The 16,975-nt window shown below is 48.6% G+C and carries 14 protein-coding genes; 5 read left to right on the forward strand and 9 right to left on the reverse strand.

The genetic code is table 11. The annotated features are described in order from the left end of the window. The first annotated feature begins 5 nt into the window (after nucleotides 1-5). Nucleotides 6-3,176, forward strand: a complete 3,171-nt coding sequence (locus P3339_RS11210) for an efflux RND transporter permease subunit (RefSeq protein ID WP_282953444.1) — start codon at nucleotides 6-8, stop codon at nucleotides 3,174-3,176. A gap of 78 nt (nucleotides 3,177-3,254) precedes the next feature. On the opposite strand, the gene P3339_RS11215 is transcribed toward P3339_RS11210, so the two are convergent. Continuing rightward, on the reverse strand, nucleotides 3,255-3,848 hold the full coding sequence (locus tag P3339_RS11215) for an FMN-dependent NADH-azoreductase (protein ID WP_282953445.1): 594 nt from the start codon (nucleotides 3,846-3,848) through the stop codon (nucleotides 3,255-3,257). 103 nt (nucleotides 3,849-3,951) lie between these two features. On the opposite strand from P3339_RS11215, the gene P3339_RS11220 reads away from it, so the two are divergent. Next, nucleotides 3,952-4,878, forward strand: a complete 927-nt coding sequence (locus tag P3339_RS11220; protein ID WP_282953446.1) for a LysR family transcriptional regulator — start codon at nucleotides 3,952-3,954, stop codon at nucleotides 4,876-4,878. Here the strand turns inward: P3339_RS11220 and P3339_RS11225 are convergent. Continuing rightward, the gene (locus tag P3339_RS11225) at nucleotides 4,875-5,372 is read right to left on the reverse strand and encodes a DUF1097 domain-containing protein (RefSeq protein ID WP_282953447.1); all 498 of its coding nucleotides are present in this window, start codon (nucleotides 5,370-5,372) and stop codon (nucleotides 4,875-4,877) included. The genes P3339_RS11220 and P3339_RS11225 overlap by 4 nt on opposite strands. 91 nt (nucleotides 5,373-5,463) lie before the next feature. Then, the gene (locus P3339_RS11230; RefSeq protein WP_282953448.1) at nucleotides 5,464-6,192 is read right to left on the reverse strand and encodes an SDR family oxidoreductase; all 729 of its coding nucleotides are present in this window, start codon (nucleotides 6,190-6,192) and stop codon (nucleotides 5,464-5,466) included. A gap of 137 nt (nucleotides 6,193-6,329) precedes the next feature. Between P3339_RS11230 and P3339_RS11235 the strand changes: the two genes are divergently transcribed. Then, nucleotides 6,330-7,217 carry a LysR family transcriptional regulator gene (locus P3339_RS11235; protein WP_282953449.1) on the forward strand — a complete coding sequence of 296 codons (888 nt, stop codon included), beginning with the start codon at nucleotides 6,330-6,332 and terminating at the stop codon, nucleotides 7,215-7,217. Nucleotides 7,218-7,285: 68 nt separating this feature from the next. Here P3339_RS11235 and P3339_RS11240 read toward each other — a convergent pair whose 3' ends face one another. The 6 genes from P3339_RS11240 to P3339_RS11265 form a co-directional block, all read right to left on the reverse strand. Further along, entirely contained in the window at nucleotides 7,286-8,131 is an 846-nt protein-coding gene (locus P3339_RS11240; RefSeq protein ID WP_020412834.1) for a mechanosensitive ion channel family protein, read from the reverse strand. Nucleotides 8,132-8,472: 341 nt separating this feature from the next. Next, nucleotides 8,473-8,943: a thiamine pyrophosphate-dependent enzyme gene (locus tag P3339_RS11245; protein ID WP_282953450.1), complete on the reverse strand. Its 471-nt coding sequence runs from the start codon at nucleotides 8,941-8,943 to the stop codon at nucleotides 8,473-8,475. Continuing rightward, entirely contained in the window at nucleotides 8,880-10,178 is a 1,299-nt protein-coding gene (locus tag P3339_RS11250; RefSeq protein WP_282953451.1) for a thiamine pyrophosphate-binding protein, read from the reverse strand. Before P3339_RS11250 ends, P3339_RS11245 begins: the two co-directional genes overlap by 64 nt. A gap of 680 nt (nucleotides 10,179-10,858) precedes the next feature. Next, a complete protein-coding gene (locus P3339_RS11255) occupies nucleotides 10,859-11,605 on the reverse strand; it encodes a flavodoxin family protein (protein WP_282953452.1) in 747 nt (248 codons plus the stop codon). A 69-nt stretch (nucleotides 11,606-11,674) separates the two neighbouring features. Next, complete coding sequence (locus P3339_RS11260; protein WP_282953453.1) at nucleotides 11,675-12,373, reverse strand: SDR family NAD(P)-dependent oxidoreductase; 699 nt, start codon at nucleotides 12,371-12,373, stop codon at nucleotides 11,675-11,677. A 334-nt stretch (nucleotides 12,374-12,707) separates the two neighbouring features. Beyond that, entirely contained in the window at nucleotides 12,708-13,715 is a 1,008-nt protein-coding gene (locus P3339_RS11265; RefSeq protein ID WP_020412830.1) for a site-specific integrase, read from the reverse strand. A 193-nt stretch (nucleotides 13,716-13,908) separates the two neighbouring features. Between P3339_RS11265 and P3339_RS11270 the strand changes: the two genes are divergently transcribed. Next, nucleotides 13,909-14,970: a DNA-binding protein gene (locus P3339_RS11270; protein WP_282953454.1), complete on the forward strand. Its 1,062-nt coding sequence runs from the start codon at nucleotides 13,909-13,911 to the stop codon at nucleotides 14,968-14,970. Between the two features lie 291 nt (nucleotides 14,971-15,261). Next, on the forward strand, nucleotides 15,262-16,959 hold the full coding sequence (locus tag P3339_RS11275) for a BCCT family transporter (protein WP_282953455.1): 1,698 nt from the start codon (nucleotides 15,262-15,264) through the stop codon (nucleotides 16,957-16,959). The last annotated feature ends 16 nt before the right edge of the window (nucleotides 16,960-16,975 follow it).

Here is a 16,975-nt window from a genome sequence, read left to right on the forward strand (position 1 = left end):
GGGTTATGGCGAGTTTTTTTATCAACCGACCCATCTTTGCCTGGGTTCTGGCAATTATCACAATGCTGGCTGGTGCTTTGTCCATCAGCAAGTTGGCGGTGGAGCGTTATCCCAATATTGCACCGCCCTCTATCAATATTGAGGCGAACTACCCAGGCGCTTCTGCCAAGGTGGTCGAAGACTCCGTTACACAGATCCTGGAACGGAATATGAAAGGCCTGGATGGCCTTCTATATATGTCTGCTACCAGTCAATCCAACGGTGGTGCTTCCATTTCTCTGACATTTGAGAATGGTACCGATCCAGATACCGCGCAGGTACAGGTCCAGAACAAGGTGCAGTTGGCAATGCCATTGTTGCCCCAAGAGGTACAGCTACAGGGGGTCAACGTCAGTAAGTCCCGCGGCGGTTTCCTGATGGTTGCGGGCTTTGTATCTGAAGACGGCAGTATGAATCGCAACGATATTGCCGATTATATTAATTCAGCCATTGTGGACCCGGTTAGCCGGGTACCGGGCGTTGGAAACGTGCAGGTATTCGGCTCCAAGTATGCACTGCGTATTTGGCTTGACCCCAATAAGCTGACCACTTACGACCTGACACCGAATGATGTCGCCGCAGCAGTGCGGGCACAGAATGCCCAGGTTACCGTGGGCAGCCTTGGAGGTGCGCCGGCAGTGCCGGGGCAACAACTCAATGCCTCCATTACCTCACAGGGACGCCTGCAAACCCCGGAGCAATTCCGGGAAATTGTGGTCCGTGCCAATGATGATGGCTCCCTGCTGCGGCTTGGCGATATCGCCCGTGTTGAATTGGGGGCAGAGAACTACGAGTTTATCTCCCGCTACAACCGCCAACCGGCAACGGGTATTGCCATTAACCTGGCTACTGGTGCCAATGCGTTAGATACCGCAGAGGGCGTTAAAGCAAAGCTCAAGGAGCTGGAGCCTTTCTTCCCGCGGGGACTTACCTCGGTCGTACCTTTTGATACCACGCCCTTCGTTGAGGTCTCCATCAAAGGTGTGATCAGTACTTTGATTGAAGCCATTGTGCTGGTCTTCCTGGTGATGTATCTGTTCCTGCAAAACTTCCGTGCAACCTTAATTCCCACGATTGCAGTGCCAGTAGTACTGCTGGGAACCTTTGCGGTTCTCGCGGCATTGGGATTTTCGGTCAATATGCTCACTATGTTCGCCATGGTGTTGGCCATCGGCCTGCTGGTGGACGATGCCATTGTGGTTGTGGAGAACGTAGAAAGGGTGATGCGTGAAGAGGGGTTGTCACCAAAGGAAGCAACTAAAAAATCCATGAAGCAGATTACTGCGGCACTGATAGGTATCGGCGTGGTGCTCTCGGCAGTGTTTGTGCCTATGGCATTTATGGATGGCGCCACTGGCGTAATTTACCGGCAGTTCTCAGCAACCATTGTTGCTGCCATGGCCTTGTCCGTATTAGTGGCGATTATCCTGACCCCCGCACTATGTGCCACCTTGCTGAAACCACTTTCAAAAGGGGAAAGCCACGGTGAGAAAGGCTTCTTCGGTTGGTTTAATCGGAACTTTGAGCGCGGCAGCCAGCGTTACCAGGGCGGAGTGCAGGGCATTCTAAAACGCAGCGGCCGTTTTATGCTGTTGTTTGTGGCCCTTTCGGCCGTGATGGCCTTCCTGTTTCTGCGCTTACCCAGCTCCTTCTTGCCGGATGAAGACCAGGGCGTGCTCTTCTCTATGGTGCAGGCACCTGTAGGTGCGACCCAGGAACGCACCATGGCATCTATCCGCAAAGTGGAAGATCAGTTTCTGGACAACGAGCAGGGTATCGTGAAGTCGGTATTTTCGGTACAGGGCTTTAGTTTTGCTGGCAGCGGCCAGAATACCGGTATCGCCTTTGTAAATATGGAAGACTGGTCCGACCGGGAAGAGGAATCGCAAAGTGCCGGAGCGGTAGCCATGCGCGCAATGGGCGCGCTGATGCAAATCAAAGATGCCATGGCTTTTGCCTTTGCGCCGCCGCCTCTGCCAGAGTTGGGTTCTTCTGGTGGCTTTAACTTTTACTTAAAAGATAACGGCAACCTGGGGCACGAAGCGCTGACCGCTGCCCGCAACCAATTCTTGGGAATGGCCGGGCAGAGCAAATTACTCTCTAACGTACGCCCCAATGGCCAGGAGGATACGCCGCAGTTCCGGGTGAAAATTGACAACGCCAAGGCTGCGGCACTAGGTTTGTCTATTGCCGATATTAACAGCGCGCTGAGTACCGCTTGGGGTGGCTCGTACATCGATGATTTTATCGACCGCGGCCGGGTGAAGCGGGTTTATATGCAGGCGGATGCGCCATATCGCATGGTGCCGGAAGACTTCCAGCTTTGGTCTGTGCGCAATGATAAAGGCGATATGGTGCCTCTATCTTCCTTTGCCAGCTTCTCCTGGGAGTACGGATCTCCTCGCCTGGAGCGCTACAACGGCGTGCCATCCATGCAAATCAACGGCCAGGCAGCTCCAGGAGTCAGCTCTGGTGAGGCCATGGCAGAAGTGGAGAGACTGGTAGCTCAGTTGCCGGCGGGTGTTGGTATTGAGTGGAGTGGCCTTTCTTATCAGGAGCGTGCCGCCGGAGCACAAACACCACTGCTTTATACCCTGTCATTACTGATTGTTTTCCTGTGCCTTGCCGCACTTTATGAGAGCTGGACAGTACCAACAGCCGTATTGTTAATGGCGCCTTTAGGTATTCTTGGCGCGGTGCTGGCGAATAGCTTGCGGGGGATGGAAAGGGATATCTATTTCCAGGTGGCCATGTTGACCACTGTGGGCTTAACCAGTAAGAACGCCATTTTGATTGTGGAGTTTGCCAAGCAAAACTTAGAGGATGGTATGGAGCTGGTGCAGGCTACTATGCGTGCAGTACGCGATCGCCTGCGTCCTATCCTGATGACTTCTTTGGCTTTTGGTTTAGGAGTTCTTCCGCTGGCGATAGCCACTGGTGCAGGTTCTGGCGCGCAACGCGCAATTGGAACCGGGGTACTGGGGGGAATGGTTGTGGGCACGCTGCTGGGAATCTTCTTTATTCCTTTGTTCTTTGTGGTGGTGCAGAGGCTGTTTGGGAGAAAGGCTAATAATAAAGAGTCATCTCAGGCTGATGCTCCTGAACGCAATGAGACTGAGGCTGTAGAAGCTGTATAAATTTATATCTGAAAAAGCCAGGCCGGATAATAGGGCCTGGCTTTTTTATTTCCAATGAATGCGGTAGCACTTGCAGGTTTAAGCAAGCTCAGTAATACGTTCATTTGCAGCTGCGACGGCCTTTTCTTTTGCCTCTTCACCGGTCGCAAGCCCCTCCGTGTAAACAAGCTCAACATCGGTGATACCTACAAAGCCGAGGAACTGACGTAGAAAGGCACTCTGCGCATGATCGTCACCGTGATAGCCACCTCGAGCGACAAAGACGATTGCTTTCTTGTTCTTCAGCAATCCTTCAGGACCATTCGCTGTGTAGCGGAAGGTGACGCCGGCTCGGGCGATATGGTCGAAGTAGGTGTGCAGGGTGGAGGGGATTGTGAAATTGTACATAGGTACACCCAGTACCAGCACATCTGCCGAAGTAATCTCTTCAATAAGTTTGTCCGAAAAATCAACAATAGCTTGCTGATCTGCGGTGCGCTGCTCAGCCGGGGTAGTGAAGGCCTGAAAGCGCTCCAGAGACAGGTGGGGCACCGGCTCTGCCACCAGATCACGCTGAATTAGTTCGCCATCCGGATTATTCGTTTTCCAGCTCTCGATATACTTTGCAGCCAGCTGGGAGGTCTGTCCTCCGGCTTGGAACATGCTGGATTGGATATTGAGCAACTTTGTCATGACTGGTTCCTAGTGAATCAATTAGCTTGAACACTATTGAAACATTGGTTAATTCGATTAAAAATTAGAAAATTTCACTGAAATCTATCGAAATATCCGATTTATGACTAATCAGTTTGCCAGATCATCTTCAAACCCGAAAATTACGCTCGAGCAATGGCGGTGTTTGGTAGCGGTTGTTGAGGGCGGAGGATACGCCCAGGCGGCGGAACGCCTGCATAAGAGCCAGTCCTCCGTAAGCTATGCGGTGCAAAAACTGGAGTCTGTGCTGGGTGTGGCCGCATTCACTATCAGTGGCCGCAAAGCAGTGCTGACAAAAGCGGGCGATATGCTGTACCGCCATGCACGGCAGCTGCTGGAGGATGCCGCATCTTTAGAGGCTGCAGCCTGTAAGGCTTCTGCTGGCTGGGAGTCAGAAATTGCTATCGGCATAGAGGTCTTTTTTCCCACTTGGTTATTATTGGAGTGCCTTGACCAGTTTGGCGAGGAAAGCCCGCAGACCCGTATTGAAGTTTATGAAACCGTTATCGGCGGTGGGCCTGAAGCACTGCAGCAGGGCAAGATCGACTTCGCTATCAGCCCACATATTCCCAAAGGCTTCAATGGTGAGCTGCTCTACAGCCCGGTACGAATCATTCCCGTTGCCCACCCGGATCATCCTTTACACCAATTGGGGCGAGAGCTGACCTTGCGAGACTTACGCAATCATCGCCACCTGGTGGTGCGGGATACAGGCTCACAGAGAACCAGTCGGACCCATACGGTAGATGTGGCCCAACGCTGGACTGTCAGCAATATGGCCACCTCCATTGGCGCGGCCTGCCGTGGCTATGGTTTTGCCTGGCTGCCGGAGGAGAAAATTAGACAGGAACTGGAAGAGGGCACCTTGAAGCCACTGCCCTTACGCGGTGGCAATGAAAGGCAGGTGTCTATGTACCTGATATTTGCCGATCGCGAGACTACAGGCCCAGGAGCAAGAAGGCTGGCTGAAATTATTCGCCTGCGCCTAAGAGAATTGGAAGCAGATTAATCCGCTTTATTTTTTCCTGGTAGGGATTGTGTATAGGTACATAAATGGCCTGAGGATATTCCCAGGAGAACAGGGGCGATCAGTGAGGCTATTCCTATATAAGTGGTCTCGGCATGTGCAGCAAAAAAGGTAATTAACCCCAGAAACCAAGCGGCAATATTGCCGATAATGGGCTTTCCACTGAGGGAAACCACGATAAAAGCTACAATAAATACTGTCGCAGCGAAGGCAGCTTTACCCATTACAGGCAGTAACACACTGTTTATTACAGAAGCAATTACGCCGAGTAAAATTCCCAAAGTGACACAAATACTACTGGTTAATGTGTTCGATATAGAGGTGGGCCTGGTGAAAAAGACAACCCAGCCGACAAACATTGCCCACGGAGGTAAATTTGTTGCAAGGCAGGTAAAGGCGGCGGCACTGGTAATAGTTGCAGCAATAAAGGTATCTCTGCTGTGCTTTAGGTTTAACGCCTGGATTAGGGAGGACATCGGCTTTCTTTCCAAGTCAGAAAAATAATCAATAGCAGCAGCTAAAGTTTCTTAAACTGCTGCGAGTAATGAGCCGGGCTTAGGGTTGGATTTATATAATCCCACCATTAACCCGAATCACCTGCCCATTGATCCATCCCCCTTGCTCCCCGGCCAAAAAGGCAACCGTGTTTGCAATATCTTCCGGGCTTCCCAGTCGCTCCAGTGGAGACAAGTTGGCGAGGCTGTTCACCATCTCATCAGTTTTGCCATCGAGGAAAAGTTCGGTTGCTGTTGGTCCCGGGGCAACAGCATTAACGGTAATATTTCGTCCTCGCATCTCTTTGGACATTACCTGTGTCATCGCCTCAATGGCGGCTTTGGTTGCTGCGTAGATACTGTAGGTGGGCATATATAGGCCTACAACGCTTGAGGACAAGTTGATAATTCGCCCACCTGGTCTAAGGCGTTTACAGGCCTCCCGCATTGTGTTGAATGTACCTTTAAGGTTGACGGCAACCATGGTGTCGAAGTCTTCTTCTTTACTTTCGGCTAAAGTTGCTAACTTCATGATGCCAGCACTATTGATAACAGCATCAATACCACCAAAGGTGGCTTCCACAGATTCAAATAATTTAGTAACTGCGCTGGAATCACTGACGTCTGCCTGAACGGTGACGGCCTTTCCTCCAGCCGCATCAATCTGATTGACCAACTTTTCAGCGGCATTGAAGTTGCCAACGAAGTTAACCAAGATTGTGAAGTTGTCCTTTGCCAGTCGGGTGGCAATAGCCGCACCTATGCCTCTGGAAGCGCCGGTGACTAGTGCAACTTTTTCCAAAATGACCTCCAAGCTGATTGGAGTCACAGCTGTGACTCTATGAGTAATGTTTCCGAAGAGAATAAACTCGTGGTTTGAGTAGATAATCTAGCTAAAATGGAACCTATTGTTCTAAATAGATAAACAATGGGCTTAATATGGATAAGCTGGATGCAATGCGACTCTATGTTCGAATCGTTGAGCGTGGCAGCTTTACCGCGGCCTCTAGCGACTTGGATGTTCCGCGATCTACCTCTACACAAGTGATCAATAAGCTTGAAAAGCAGCTTGGTGTGAGGTTGTTACAGAGATCCACACGCAAGGTAAAAGCAACGCTGGATGGGGAACTGTATTACCAGCGATGCCTATCGATACTTTCGGATGTAGAAGAAGCGGAAGGTGCATTTAAGGGCTCGTTGCCGAAAGGGGAGGTTCGTGTCGATGTACAGGGAACAATTGCTCGCTACTTCGTTATGCCTAAGCTTCCGCAATTTTTTGAACGTTACCCCGATATTACTTTGGTGATGAGCGAAGGGGATCGCTGGGTTGATTTGGTCCAGGAAGGAGTGGACTGTGCGATCAGATATGGTCATTTAGCCGATAGTGAGTTGATCGCGAGGCGTCTGACAATGCTGGACAGACTCACCTGTGCTTCACCGGGTTATCTTGAGCGCTATGGCACCCCGAAATCCCTACGTGACTTGAGCCATCATCGCGCAGTGGCCCTCCGCTCGATAACAACGGGGAAGTCTACGCCGCTATCATTTTGCGTTGGTGACAAGGTTGAAACCATGGAAGCTATAGCGCCTATCACGGTAACGGGTACGGAGAGTTATCGGGATGCCGTTAAATTAGGGATTGGCCTGGCCCAGTTCCCCAGGTTTCATGTTGAAAAGGATCTAACTGAGGGCAATCTAATAGAAGTGTTACCTAACATTCGCCCACCAAGTGAACCGGTTTCTGTAGTTTTTACTCAGAATCGTTTCCTGTCGCCTAGAGTTAGGACTTTTATTGAATGGTTAACAGAAATTTTTGCTGATCATTAGGGTGTAGGTGGGAGCAACCCAAGCACTGGGAAAAGCTATCCACCAGTGCTTGAGATAGAATGCCGTTGTTAGTTTCCAGCCTTCAAATTTTTTGTTTTCTCAAACCAGAAATTATAAAAATCTTCGGTCACTAGCTGTTCGATATTTGTTGCCTCTTCACGAGGGCAGAATATTGTAGCGGTGATCACATCATGACCAAGATCATTGGTTGTAACACTCACTTTCGCGTCAGGGCCAGATAGCTCCACGCCCATACGACTCTCAATCAGCTTGCAGTAGCGCTCGGCAACTTCCCGGAATGAATCACAGTGTTCCTTCAAGCGTTCTGCAATAAACTTCTTGGCCTCAAAAGGGTTTATTTCACTGCGTTCGCGAGTTATTGAGAAAGTGTGCTCGATATAGCGACGCATGAAGTTCAGGTTCTTTACCGGTTGGGTGAAGAACGCATTGTTGGGAATGTAAAGGGTGGTTCCAGTATAACCATTGCCAAGTCCGTGAGGGTCGATTTCCAAAAGTGTGGTGCTTAACCAATCACTGTCGGTGACCTCACCAAACTGGTCGCCAACTTTAATCCAGTCTCCAACGGTGAAGGAGCGCATATTGGCTTGATATAGACCGCCAACCAAGCACTGTACAGCCTCACGAAGTGCCAGAACAATTGCCACAGAGAAAGCGGCAATAGACAGGGCAAAATCCCGAAGTTCACTTACCCAAATCACCATTAAACCGACTACCAGCAATAAGTTGCCGATATTATGTACAGTATTGATACGGCGACGTTTATCAGCTTTCTGCCAGCTACTTCGGGCAATTGCTAGCGTAAGCAAGCCGCGCAACAGCATAATGGCTGTAACCAGGCATACAGTGACAAATAGTTTGCTATCCAGGATGTGTTCCAAGAACTCTGGTTTCATTCGGAAAAGGGACCTCACGGAGATGGGTAAGCCACCATATCAACGCTCGACTTCTCGATGAAGGCGGGCATACAAAGTCAGAGTGGTGGGGACTGGTAAAAATCACGAAGGCGGGCAATCTATCCTTGGTTGTGAATCTTGTAAATAGCTTGCTAAAAATGTGGATAGGATTGGCCAAATGCCCATATTTTTAGGCTATAGACACCCCAAAAAGACCAAATATAGGATATCTCTATCGATAGCTAGAGTCGGGGGAGTTATCGAAACATCTCATCCGTTGGTTAACATTATTAGATGAATTAGACACATGTCCAGGTCTGAGTTGATACAGGTTCTCTAGTTTATGGCACAACTTTAACATCGAGCAAAAATGTTTTCCCGGTTTGAATACTTTGCAATCCTTTGTTGATAGCTTTTTTTAACTCGCTTATCTCTTTTACTCGCAGGCCTTGCCCTCCGTAAGACTCGACCGTTTTACAATAATCAGGTTCAGGCTGTATAAGATTGCCAACAAAATGATTATTTTTAACTGCTGCACCATTTGGGAAGTACTTTTGTATATTCCAAGTTTGCGATAAATACTGGTTGTTGTTACATAAGACGATGAAAAGCGGTAATCCATATTCCTGAGAGAATCCCAGCGCAGCCGGAACAGGATTATAGTGCCAGGCGCCATCACCAATAATACAAACGACGAGCCTGTCGGGGCTCGCAAGTTTTACCCCTAATGCTGTGCCCAGTCCGGTTCCTAATGCACCACACCAGCCTCTAAATTGTTGAAATAATTTAGCACTGTACAAATGATCCAGCATCTGAGGAACCTGGGCAACAATCTCATCGATGCATGCGCAGTTTTCGGGTAAAGTATCATGTAAAACTCGGAATAATTCTGAAGCCGGAATACCTTGTTTCGTTGCTTGTAACACTTCTTGTGCATCTTTACGGTTTTTTCCCGTATTGAGTTTGAATAACGTGACCAATCATTAGCACGCTTTTTGTTATCAATTTTTTTGTCTTCCAGTGAGGCTGATATTTGCTTCATATTGAGAAAGCGGTCACCTGCAATAGTATGGGTTGTTTTGTAACCCCAATAGGGCGCACGAGGTCTTAATGGATCTTCTTCAAGATGAATGACAGTGCAATCAGGCATTAATGCCCGGTGGGGAGGATGCCAGGGGGCATTACAGCCAATGAGCAGAATGACGTCAGTTTTATTGAGGATTTCAGTTGTAATTTCAAATCCATACAGCGGGTGAGACCTGGGGAAGTTATGATACGCAGGCATCATGAACTCGAAAACAGGAGCTGCAAGAGTTTCAGCGATATGGATTAGTTGTTCTTTTTCAGCTTTTGTTCGTCCACCATATTCTGTGATAATAATAGGTGATGATGCACTTGCTAACAGATTTGTTATTTCTTCTATATGGCTTTTTGTAGCCACTACCGGACTTGAAGCCAGAACGGGAGGCAGAGACTTGGGTGCTTCATGTAGTAATATATCGAAAGATACTTCAAGTAAAACGGGCCCTCGCGGGACAGCATTTGCAATAAATTGGGCCCGATTAAGCTCTTGTACTAGATCAGAAGAAGTTATTGCTTTTTTTGACCATTTGACGACTCTTTCTCCCTCTATTGCTGGGCCTGCAAAATCAACAAGTAAAGAGGGCCATTCCGGACCTGGATCGGTTGTAGCATCCTCACCGTAGGTTAATGAATCAGGTGATATAACGAGCATCGGGATTCGTTCTTGTAATGAGGACCTTAGTGCCATAGAGCCGTTTAATACTCCCAGACTGGAAGGGAGAAAAACAGCCTGCGGCTTTCCCTTAACCTTAAAGTATCCATAGGCAAGGCTGACAGCCAATAGTTCATGACGACAACGAAAATAGCGTATGTTTATTTTATTTTCTCTAGCAGCGAATACTTCCCACACTGGCGCCATAATGGCGATGGGCGAGGCAAAAATACAATCTACTTTGTTTGCATCTAATTGATCAATTATGGCATTAGCGCCATTGTATATTGGACGTGTTGTAGAATGGCTCATAAATAAGTTTGCCTTCTATATCCCTGTTTGCATGTTCATATTGATCGATTTTCTGCGTTTGTTTCTTATAGTTTAGTTCGTTTCTATTTTTAAGTTGCTATAAAGGCTAATAGGTCATCATCGTTATGAACCTTAATTCAAAGAAAGTAACTGTTATTTTTATTGGAGCTTTATCCTATTGTTTTTTTCAAAAATCATCTGCTTGTGAGTGTCTTTTTATCAGTCAGTGAGCCGTGTCCTATTGAATTTTCTATGGGCAGTGATGAGCTCCTGAAAGAGTGATTTGGCTGAGGCTGAGGCTAAGGCTAAGGCGATGAGCGTTGGATATTTAGTATGATGGTATTAGGTTTCGAGGATGAATGCTCCAGCGCGAAATGGATAATGCGCAAATTGACCACTGGCTTTCGCGCGTGAAACTGCCTATGACATGAAGCAGACACATTGGGTTTCTTGGTCATAAGACTGGCAGTACCGCTATCTGGTTTCTATGTGGCAAGTTCTGAGGGCAACTTTCAATAGTGCCGATCAATAGCGATACGAAATGGTTAGATATATCCTCAGCAAAAGGCTATTACTTTCTGACTTAGAGCCAAGGTAAGGCATTGATACATCATGCTTCGATTTATTTACACTTCCCCGCCAATCGATGGACACAGATTGATCAACGGGGGAGGGCGTCCCTATCGATAATCGGGGTTGGGAAAATCGGGCTTGCAGCCTGCATCCCACGCCGAGCGCTGATTTCCATGGGCAGGGATACCACCGGCATCTTTTATTATTCTCGCAAGGTGCATCAAATTCCATGTCATAAAGGTGGTGTTGCGGTTGGTGAAGTCATTTTGCGGGCCGCCAGAACCTGGGTCCAGATATGAGGGGCCAGGGCCTGCTTCACCAACCCAGGCTGCATCTGCTTGGGGTGGGATAACATAGCCAAGATGTTGCAAGGAGTAGAGGATATTCATCGCACAGTGTTTGGCTCCGTCTTCATTGCCAGTAATAAGGCAGCCCCCGACTCGCCCATAATAGGCGTATTGTCCCTGGTCATTCAGATCAGATGAATTGGCATAAAGCCTTTCTATAACCTGGGTGCATACGGATGATTTTTCCCCCAGCCAAATAGGTGTTGTTATAACCAGGATATTGGCCTCAATCACTTGTTGAAATATCTGTGGCCAGTCATCGTTCTCCCAGCCGTGTTTAGTCATATCTGGGTAAACGCCGAAGGCAATATCGTGGTCAACTGGTCTCAGTACCTGTACCGATATACCGTTTCTTTGCATGATTTCTCGGGAGATAGTAACCAGTCCATCCGTATGGGATAGTTCCGGCGTAGGCTTCAGAGTGCAGTTAAGAAATACAGCTTTCAGGTCAGAAAAGTCCCAACGGCTGGATTCACACTCTTCAATTTGTTTCTTGTTAAGGGTCATTATTGGCCTCCTTGCAAAATCTGGTTCCCGGCAAATCAGAATGAGCAGTTTTAACTTAGCTGATAGTTGTTACCATTTCTCCACATGGGGCCTAAGATCCACCTCGAAAGTCCAGGCGGATTTGGCCTGGGTTGTCAGGAAAAAGGCCGTGTCGGCGATATCTGGTGGCTGCAAAAATGTTTGATTATCTCTTGTGCTTCCATCTAGTGTGCGACTTTTACTTACCGGCCCATCAATGATCAGGTAGGCTACATGTACCCCTTTGGGCCAAAGATGCCTGGCCATCGATTGGGCAAGACTGCGCTGCGCAGCCTTTGCTGATGCAAAAGAAGCAAAGTTCGCTCCGCCGCGGAGGGAGGCGGTTGCCCCCACAATAATGATGTTTCCTTTGCCATGCTGGATCATCTCAGTAGTCACCAGTTGGCCGAATAGAGCGCAGCCCCGGCAATTTATCTTCCAATCCGATTCATATTCATAGATATCGAGATTTTCAATGGTGCAGGAGTGGCCAGAGCCAGCGTTGTAGATCAATGTTTCGATTGGGGCCATTTCAGCTTGGATACGGCTGAATACATCGGCAATTTGATCAGGTTTGGTAACGTCACAGATGTAACTCTTTGCCTGGCGCAGCTCAGCCTGCAATTTATCTAGGTAACTTTTATTTCGGGCAAGAAGCGCCACCTGGTAGCCTTCGTGATTAAACTTCTTGGCAAAGGCGGCCCCATTTCCAGGCCCGACGCCTACAACGACGCAGGTGTGTTTAGCCATGGTTGGTGTCTCCAGGAAAAGCTGGTGAGTCCTGACCCGGGCCAATTTACGGCTCAAAAAGAACTATTTTGGCGCCTGGGTACAAGAGTGCTGTGGTAATTAGGGTTAGTTAGTAGATATTGCCCGTTGCTGCCCGGAGAGTTTAGTTGGTCCCAGGTGTTTATTGGCGAGCGTGGCTGATTTTATGAGCTTGTCAGTGTAGACAGCCTGAGATAGATGGAAAGTGGATCGGCAGGGTGGGTATTGGTGCTCCCATAGGGCGATTCAGCTCAAGCTTACAGATTTAGCAGGCTTTTTTCGGGAGCCTGAGGCAGATTCCGGGCTCCCATAGCTGCTAAAGTAATTCTGCCATCTTCTTCATAAGAATTGCTGAGGCGTTTTCGGTGAATTGTTGCCCTTCCTCAATGTACTCCCAAACTGTGGCATCACTTTTCCAGCCACCTTGCTTTTTGATCAGCTCAAAACCAACCTTTTCCCGGGCTGCAGATGTAGATAGTCCGCGGCGGAAGCTATGGCTGCTGAGTTCATTGATGAAGTCAAATCCACAATCTGCCCCAAGCTTCTTCAGTAGGTCATTGATGGCAGTGGGATTTAATTGCCGGTCCTGAACTGTATCCCAGCGGTTAACCGCTCTGAATACCGGCCCACGAACAATACCACTTACTTTTAGCCAGGTTTTGAGGGCTTGAGCTGGGCAGGATTCTGGTTTACCGAAGGGGAGGGCACGCATAATTCCTTGACCGTTTTGATCCGTTTTGGATTTAGGTAGACGCACAATCAGGCCTTCCTCCTCCCAAACCAGGTCTTCCACCTGGATCGCTACCAGCTCGCTACGCCGAAATGCCCCAAAGAAGCCGATTAGAATCAGAGCGAGATCCCTTGCCTTCTTATTTGAATCCGGTTGCGAGCGCAACTGATTAGCCATAGTGGCAATGTGTTGGAGGCTCAAAGCCTTGGCTTTTTGTTTGGGCTTGCCATGCGTGCGGCGAATGCCGCGCATAGTCTTTTGTACCAAGGGTTCGGTGACTGGATTTGGAATTCCCTGATACAGATGCCATTGGCCAATGGCGGTAAGGTGCAGATCCAATGTGCGAGGGTTCAACTTGTCTGCCCGGCTCATCAGATAGCTCACTAGTGAGTGGCCATCGGTAGGCAGCCTGCCGCCCCACCGTTCGAACTGGCGGATAGCTGAGCGGTAAGCCTTGCGCGTACTGTCAGAGGTGGCCGCACGCAGGTATTTCTGGATGTCCTCTTCTGATAGCAGAGCGTCAGCCTGTCCAGTTGTACTAAGAGAGCTGGTTTTTAGCGGGGGTATCCCGGGCGGGGAGGGCTGGATTCCCATGATTTTCAAGACACCTTAAGAAGTATTGATTGTACTGGTGGTACGGGAAATGCGGGCTTTCTTATAAATATAACCTTCGATAAGGATCATTATCGAATGTTATGAAGGTAAATTCAAGAATTGGTTAATTGTAAAAGATTATGTAATATTACGTATTACGTAATTTGTAACGAAATAATCTAAGGAAAGGCTAATGGCACGTGCAGGGGTTACTTATTTCGATATTGTTGAGGCTGCGAAAGCGGTAAAGGCCCTGGGGGAAGAGCCAACGGTAGATCGGGTGCGATCTCACCTGGGAACTGGCAGCAAAAGCACTATCGCGCCACTGTTAAAGCGTTGGCGTAGCGAGATTGCCAATGACACAGATGTTAGCGGCCTCCCTAGGGACCTGGTGGAGGCTCTCAAAGGGTTACACCAGCGCATCCAGGGGCAGGCGGACCAAAGAGTTGAAGAGGTTCAGCAGGAATTTAGGGCCCAGGAAGAATCAATAGCCGCCCAACTCAGCGAGGTTCAGGAGAAAAACTCCAAGCAGGCGGCCAGTGTCCGTGAGCTGGAGCGGAAGCTGGCGATTGCGGAAACCGAAAAGCGCCAGCTAAAGCGGGCTCTGGATGATACGCAGAAAGCGGTTGAGAAGAGCGAATTTCAACGTGAAGAGGCTTTGGGCCGCATTCAGGAGCAGAAAGAGTCCATTGAGGAAATGAGGCTCGAGAACCGTGATATTCGTGAGCACTTCGAGCATTTCCAGCAGCGAACAGCCAGCGATCGTCAGCATGAAAGGGATCAGTTCCGCTCCGCAAATGAGCAGTTGAAAGGTCAAGTCGCCATACTTACTGAGCAGTTGGCACTGACCGAGCGCAAGTTAAGTGAGCAGGAGCTGCTGAATAAACACGGGCAGGCACTGGTGGCAGAAGTTAATCGAGAAAAGCATGATCTATGTGAACAGATTGGAGCATCTCAAGCGGAAGTCGAGGTGCTTAGAAGGCAGGCTGAAGATCAGGGCAAGCTGGACATGGCTAGAGCTACGGAGATAACCAGCTTACAGAACCAGTTAGCCCAACTGCAAAGTGACTACTCAGCTCTCGCCAAAGAGGCACAGTTACAATATCAGTCCATGGAAAAGCTCGAAATAGATTTGACTTTATCCAAGGACCGCATAGAGCAGCTGGCGGATGAAAATCGTATCCTGCTGCAGGAAAAGGCGATGATACAAGGGCAGTTCACCCAGCTGGAGAACTCCCTGAAAATTCAGAAGTGAAAGCCTTGTGGCAACGTTCATGTCGTTGAGGTTATGAGAGAAGCGGGCTGAAATAGGCGTTGACTCTCGTGGTCCAGAATGCATATACGAGGAGAAAGTGGAGTCTGCATTGAACTTCAGTGAGATGTTGATAAAATCCACCAGCATAAAAGCAAAACTAAAAAGCAATTCATTCTGATTCCTTCTTTTATATAAGTTCTAGCTCAATAACATCGCCTTATTTTCAGTTCTTTATATACAGTCTCACTTGCTTTTATTTTGCCGCAGTTTTTTATGGCAAACAGGAGGCAAGTGTTGTCCAGTAACTTTAGAGAGATTATTGATAAGCCCACTTTCTTTGGAGCGCTGGCGCTGCTGATAATGGTGACTGTGCCCTTGGTGCTTTACCCTGAGGTCGGCGCAGCCTGGGTACTGGTGGCTAAGAATTTTGTCACTGACAAATTAGGGGTCTTTTATTTGCTGCTGGGAGTTGGGGCGATTCTGTTTATGGTCTACATCGTATTTAGCGATATAGGTCAGATCAAACTGGGTAGCCCTGAAGAGAACCCTGAATTTTCAACACTATCCTGGGCTTCCATGCTTTTTTGCGCGGGCATTGGGGCCTCAATCCTCTATTGGTCCATGGTCGAGTGGATCTACTACTACCAGTCTCCGCCCTTTCAGGTTGAAGGGGGAACGCCTGAGGCTGCACGCTGGGCGGTCGCTTACGGTATATTTCATTGGGGGCCCTTGGCGTGGTCTATTTATTTGATACCGGCACTACCTATTGCCTATTTCTACTATGTACGCAATCACAGTGTATTGAAGATCAGTGAAGCACTGATGCCGGTTTTGGGGGAGCAGCGGGCGCAAGGGGGTATTGGCAAGCTGATTGACGTCTTGTTTGTGTTTGGCATGCTGGGAGGTGGTGCCACTACCTTAGGGATTGCCGCTCCTTTGATTACCCAAGGCGCTCATGAACTGCTAGGTGTGCCAACTGGGCTGGGTACCCAGGTAACCGTACTAATGATCTGTACGCTGATCTTTGGCTATAGCGCATTTGTAGGTCTGAAGAAGGGTATTCGGGCGCTTTCCAATGTGAACATGTGGCTTTCGATCGCCCTGCTGGTATTTGTTTTTCTTGTTGGTCCAACCCTGTTTATGCTAAATACCGGGTTAGATGCCTTGGGCCGTGTGCTGGACAACATCTTCCATATGGCATCCTGGACTGAGCCATTTGCCAGGTTTGAGCAGTTCCCGGATACACACTTCCCGCAAGACTGGACCATCTTTTACTGGGCCTGGTGGTTGGTTTTTGCACCCAGTGTTGGTTTATTTATTGCTCGCATTTCTCGCGGCAGGACTATCAAGACGATGGTAGTCGGTTCTATCTTCTTTGGTACCCTGGGTTGCTTTCTGTTCTTTATGGTGTTGGGTAACTACGGAGTTTATCTTCAATTTTCCGGTGAATTGGATGTTGTACAGATATTAAATGAGCAGGGGGCTACAGAGGCTATCTTTGCTACGCTTAAAACACTTCCCGCCAGTAAGCTGGTCATCCTGGTTTACACCATACTCGCGCTTGTCTTTACAGCAACTACCTTTGACTCCATCTCTTATATTCTCGCTGCTGTGGTGCAGAAGGAAGTAGATGAGGAACCAGCGCGATGGAATCGCCTATTTTGGGCTTTTGCTTTGTCTGTGATGCCGGTGACTTTGATGTTTCTCGGTGGATTAGACACTCTGCAGACTGCCAGCGTTATTGGTGGAGTCCCATTGCTTATTGTTGCCCTCCTGCTTTGCATATCGATCGTTAAAGCTGCTGATTATGATTTGCGCTACCAGCCTGATTATGAGGAAAAGGAAATTTATATCGAAGACTTCCCGAAGGAAGACCCCTGGACTAAGGAAGGGGACTGGGAGATACCCAGTCATGGCACCCATGGGATATCACATGACGATAAGCCCCATATTGAAGGTGACCCTGGAAGCCATCCGTCCAGGTTATAAGAACAGGTAATGCTCT

Origin of the sequence: Microbulbifer sp. MLAF003 (genome assembly GCF_030012965.1) — a bacterium.
GTDB classification, from domain to species: Bacteria; Pseudomonadota; Gammaproteobacteria; order Pseudomonadales; family Cellvibrionaceae; genus Microbulbifer; species Microbulbifer variabilis.

Coding starts and splice junctions, on each gene's coding strand:
- P3339_RS11210 (WP_282953444.1), top strand. CDS start 6: ATGGCGAGTTTTTTTATCAACCGACCCATCTTTGCCTGGGTTCTGGCA.
- P3339_RS11215 (WP_282953445.1), bottom strand. CDS start 3,848: ATGACAAAGTTGCTCAATATCCAATCCAGCATGTTCCAAGCCGGAGGA.
- P3339_RS11220 (WP_282953446.1), top strand. CDS start 3,952: ATGACTAATCAGTTTGCCAGATCATCTTCAAACCCGAAAATTACGCTC.
- P3339_RS11225 (WP_282953447.1), bottom strand. CDS start 5,372: ATGTCCTCCCTAATCCAGGCGTTAAACCTAAAGCACAGCAGAGATACC.
- P3339_RS11235 (WP_282953449.1), top strand. CDS start 6,330: ATGGATAAGCTGGATGCAATGCGACTCTATGTTCGAATCGTTGAGCGT.
- P3339_RS11240 (WP_020412834.1), bottom strand. CDS start 8,131: ATGAAACCAGAGTTCTTGGAACACATCCTGGATAGCAAACTATTTGTC.
- P3339_RS11245 (WP_282953450.1), bottom strand. CDS start 8,943: ATGCTGGATCATTTGTACAGTGCTAAATTATTTCAACAATTTAGAGGC.
- P3339_RS11250 (WP_282953451.1), bottom strand. CDS start 10,178: ATGAGCCATTCTACAACACGTCCAATATACAATGGCGCTAATGCCATA.
- P3339_RS11255 (WP_282953452.1), bottom strand. CDS start 11,605: ATGACCCTTAACAAGAAACAAATTGAAGAGTGTGAATCCAGCCGTTGG.
- P3339_RS11260 (WP_282953453.1), bottom strand. CDS start 12,373: ATGGCTAAACACACCTGCGTCGTTGTAGGCGTCGGGCCTGGAAATGGG.
- P3339_RS11265 (WP_020412830.1), bottom strand. CDS start 13,715: ATGGGAATCCAGCCCTCCCCGCCCGGGATACCCCCGCTAAAAACCAGC.
- P3339_RS11270 (WP_282953454.1), top strand. CDS start 13,909: ATGGCACGTGCAGGGGTTACTTATTTCGATATTGTTGAGGCTGCGAAA.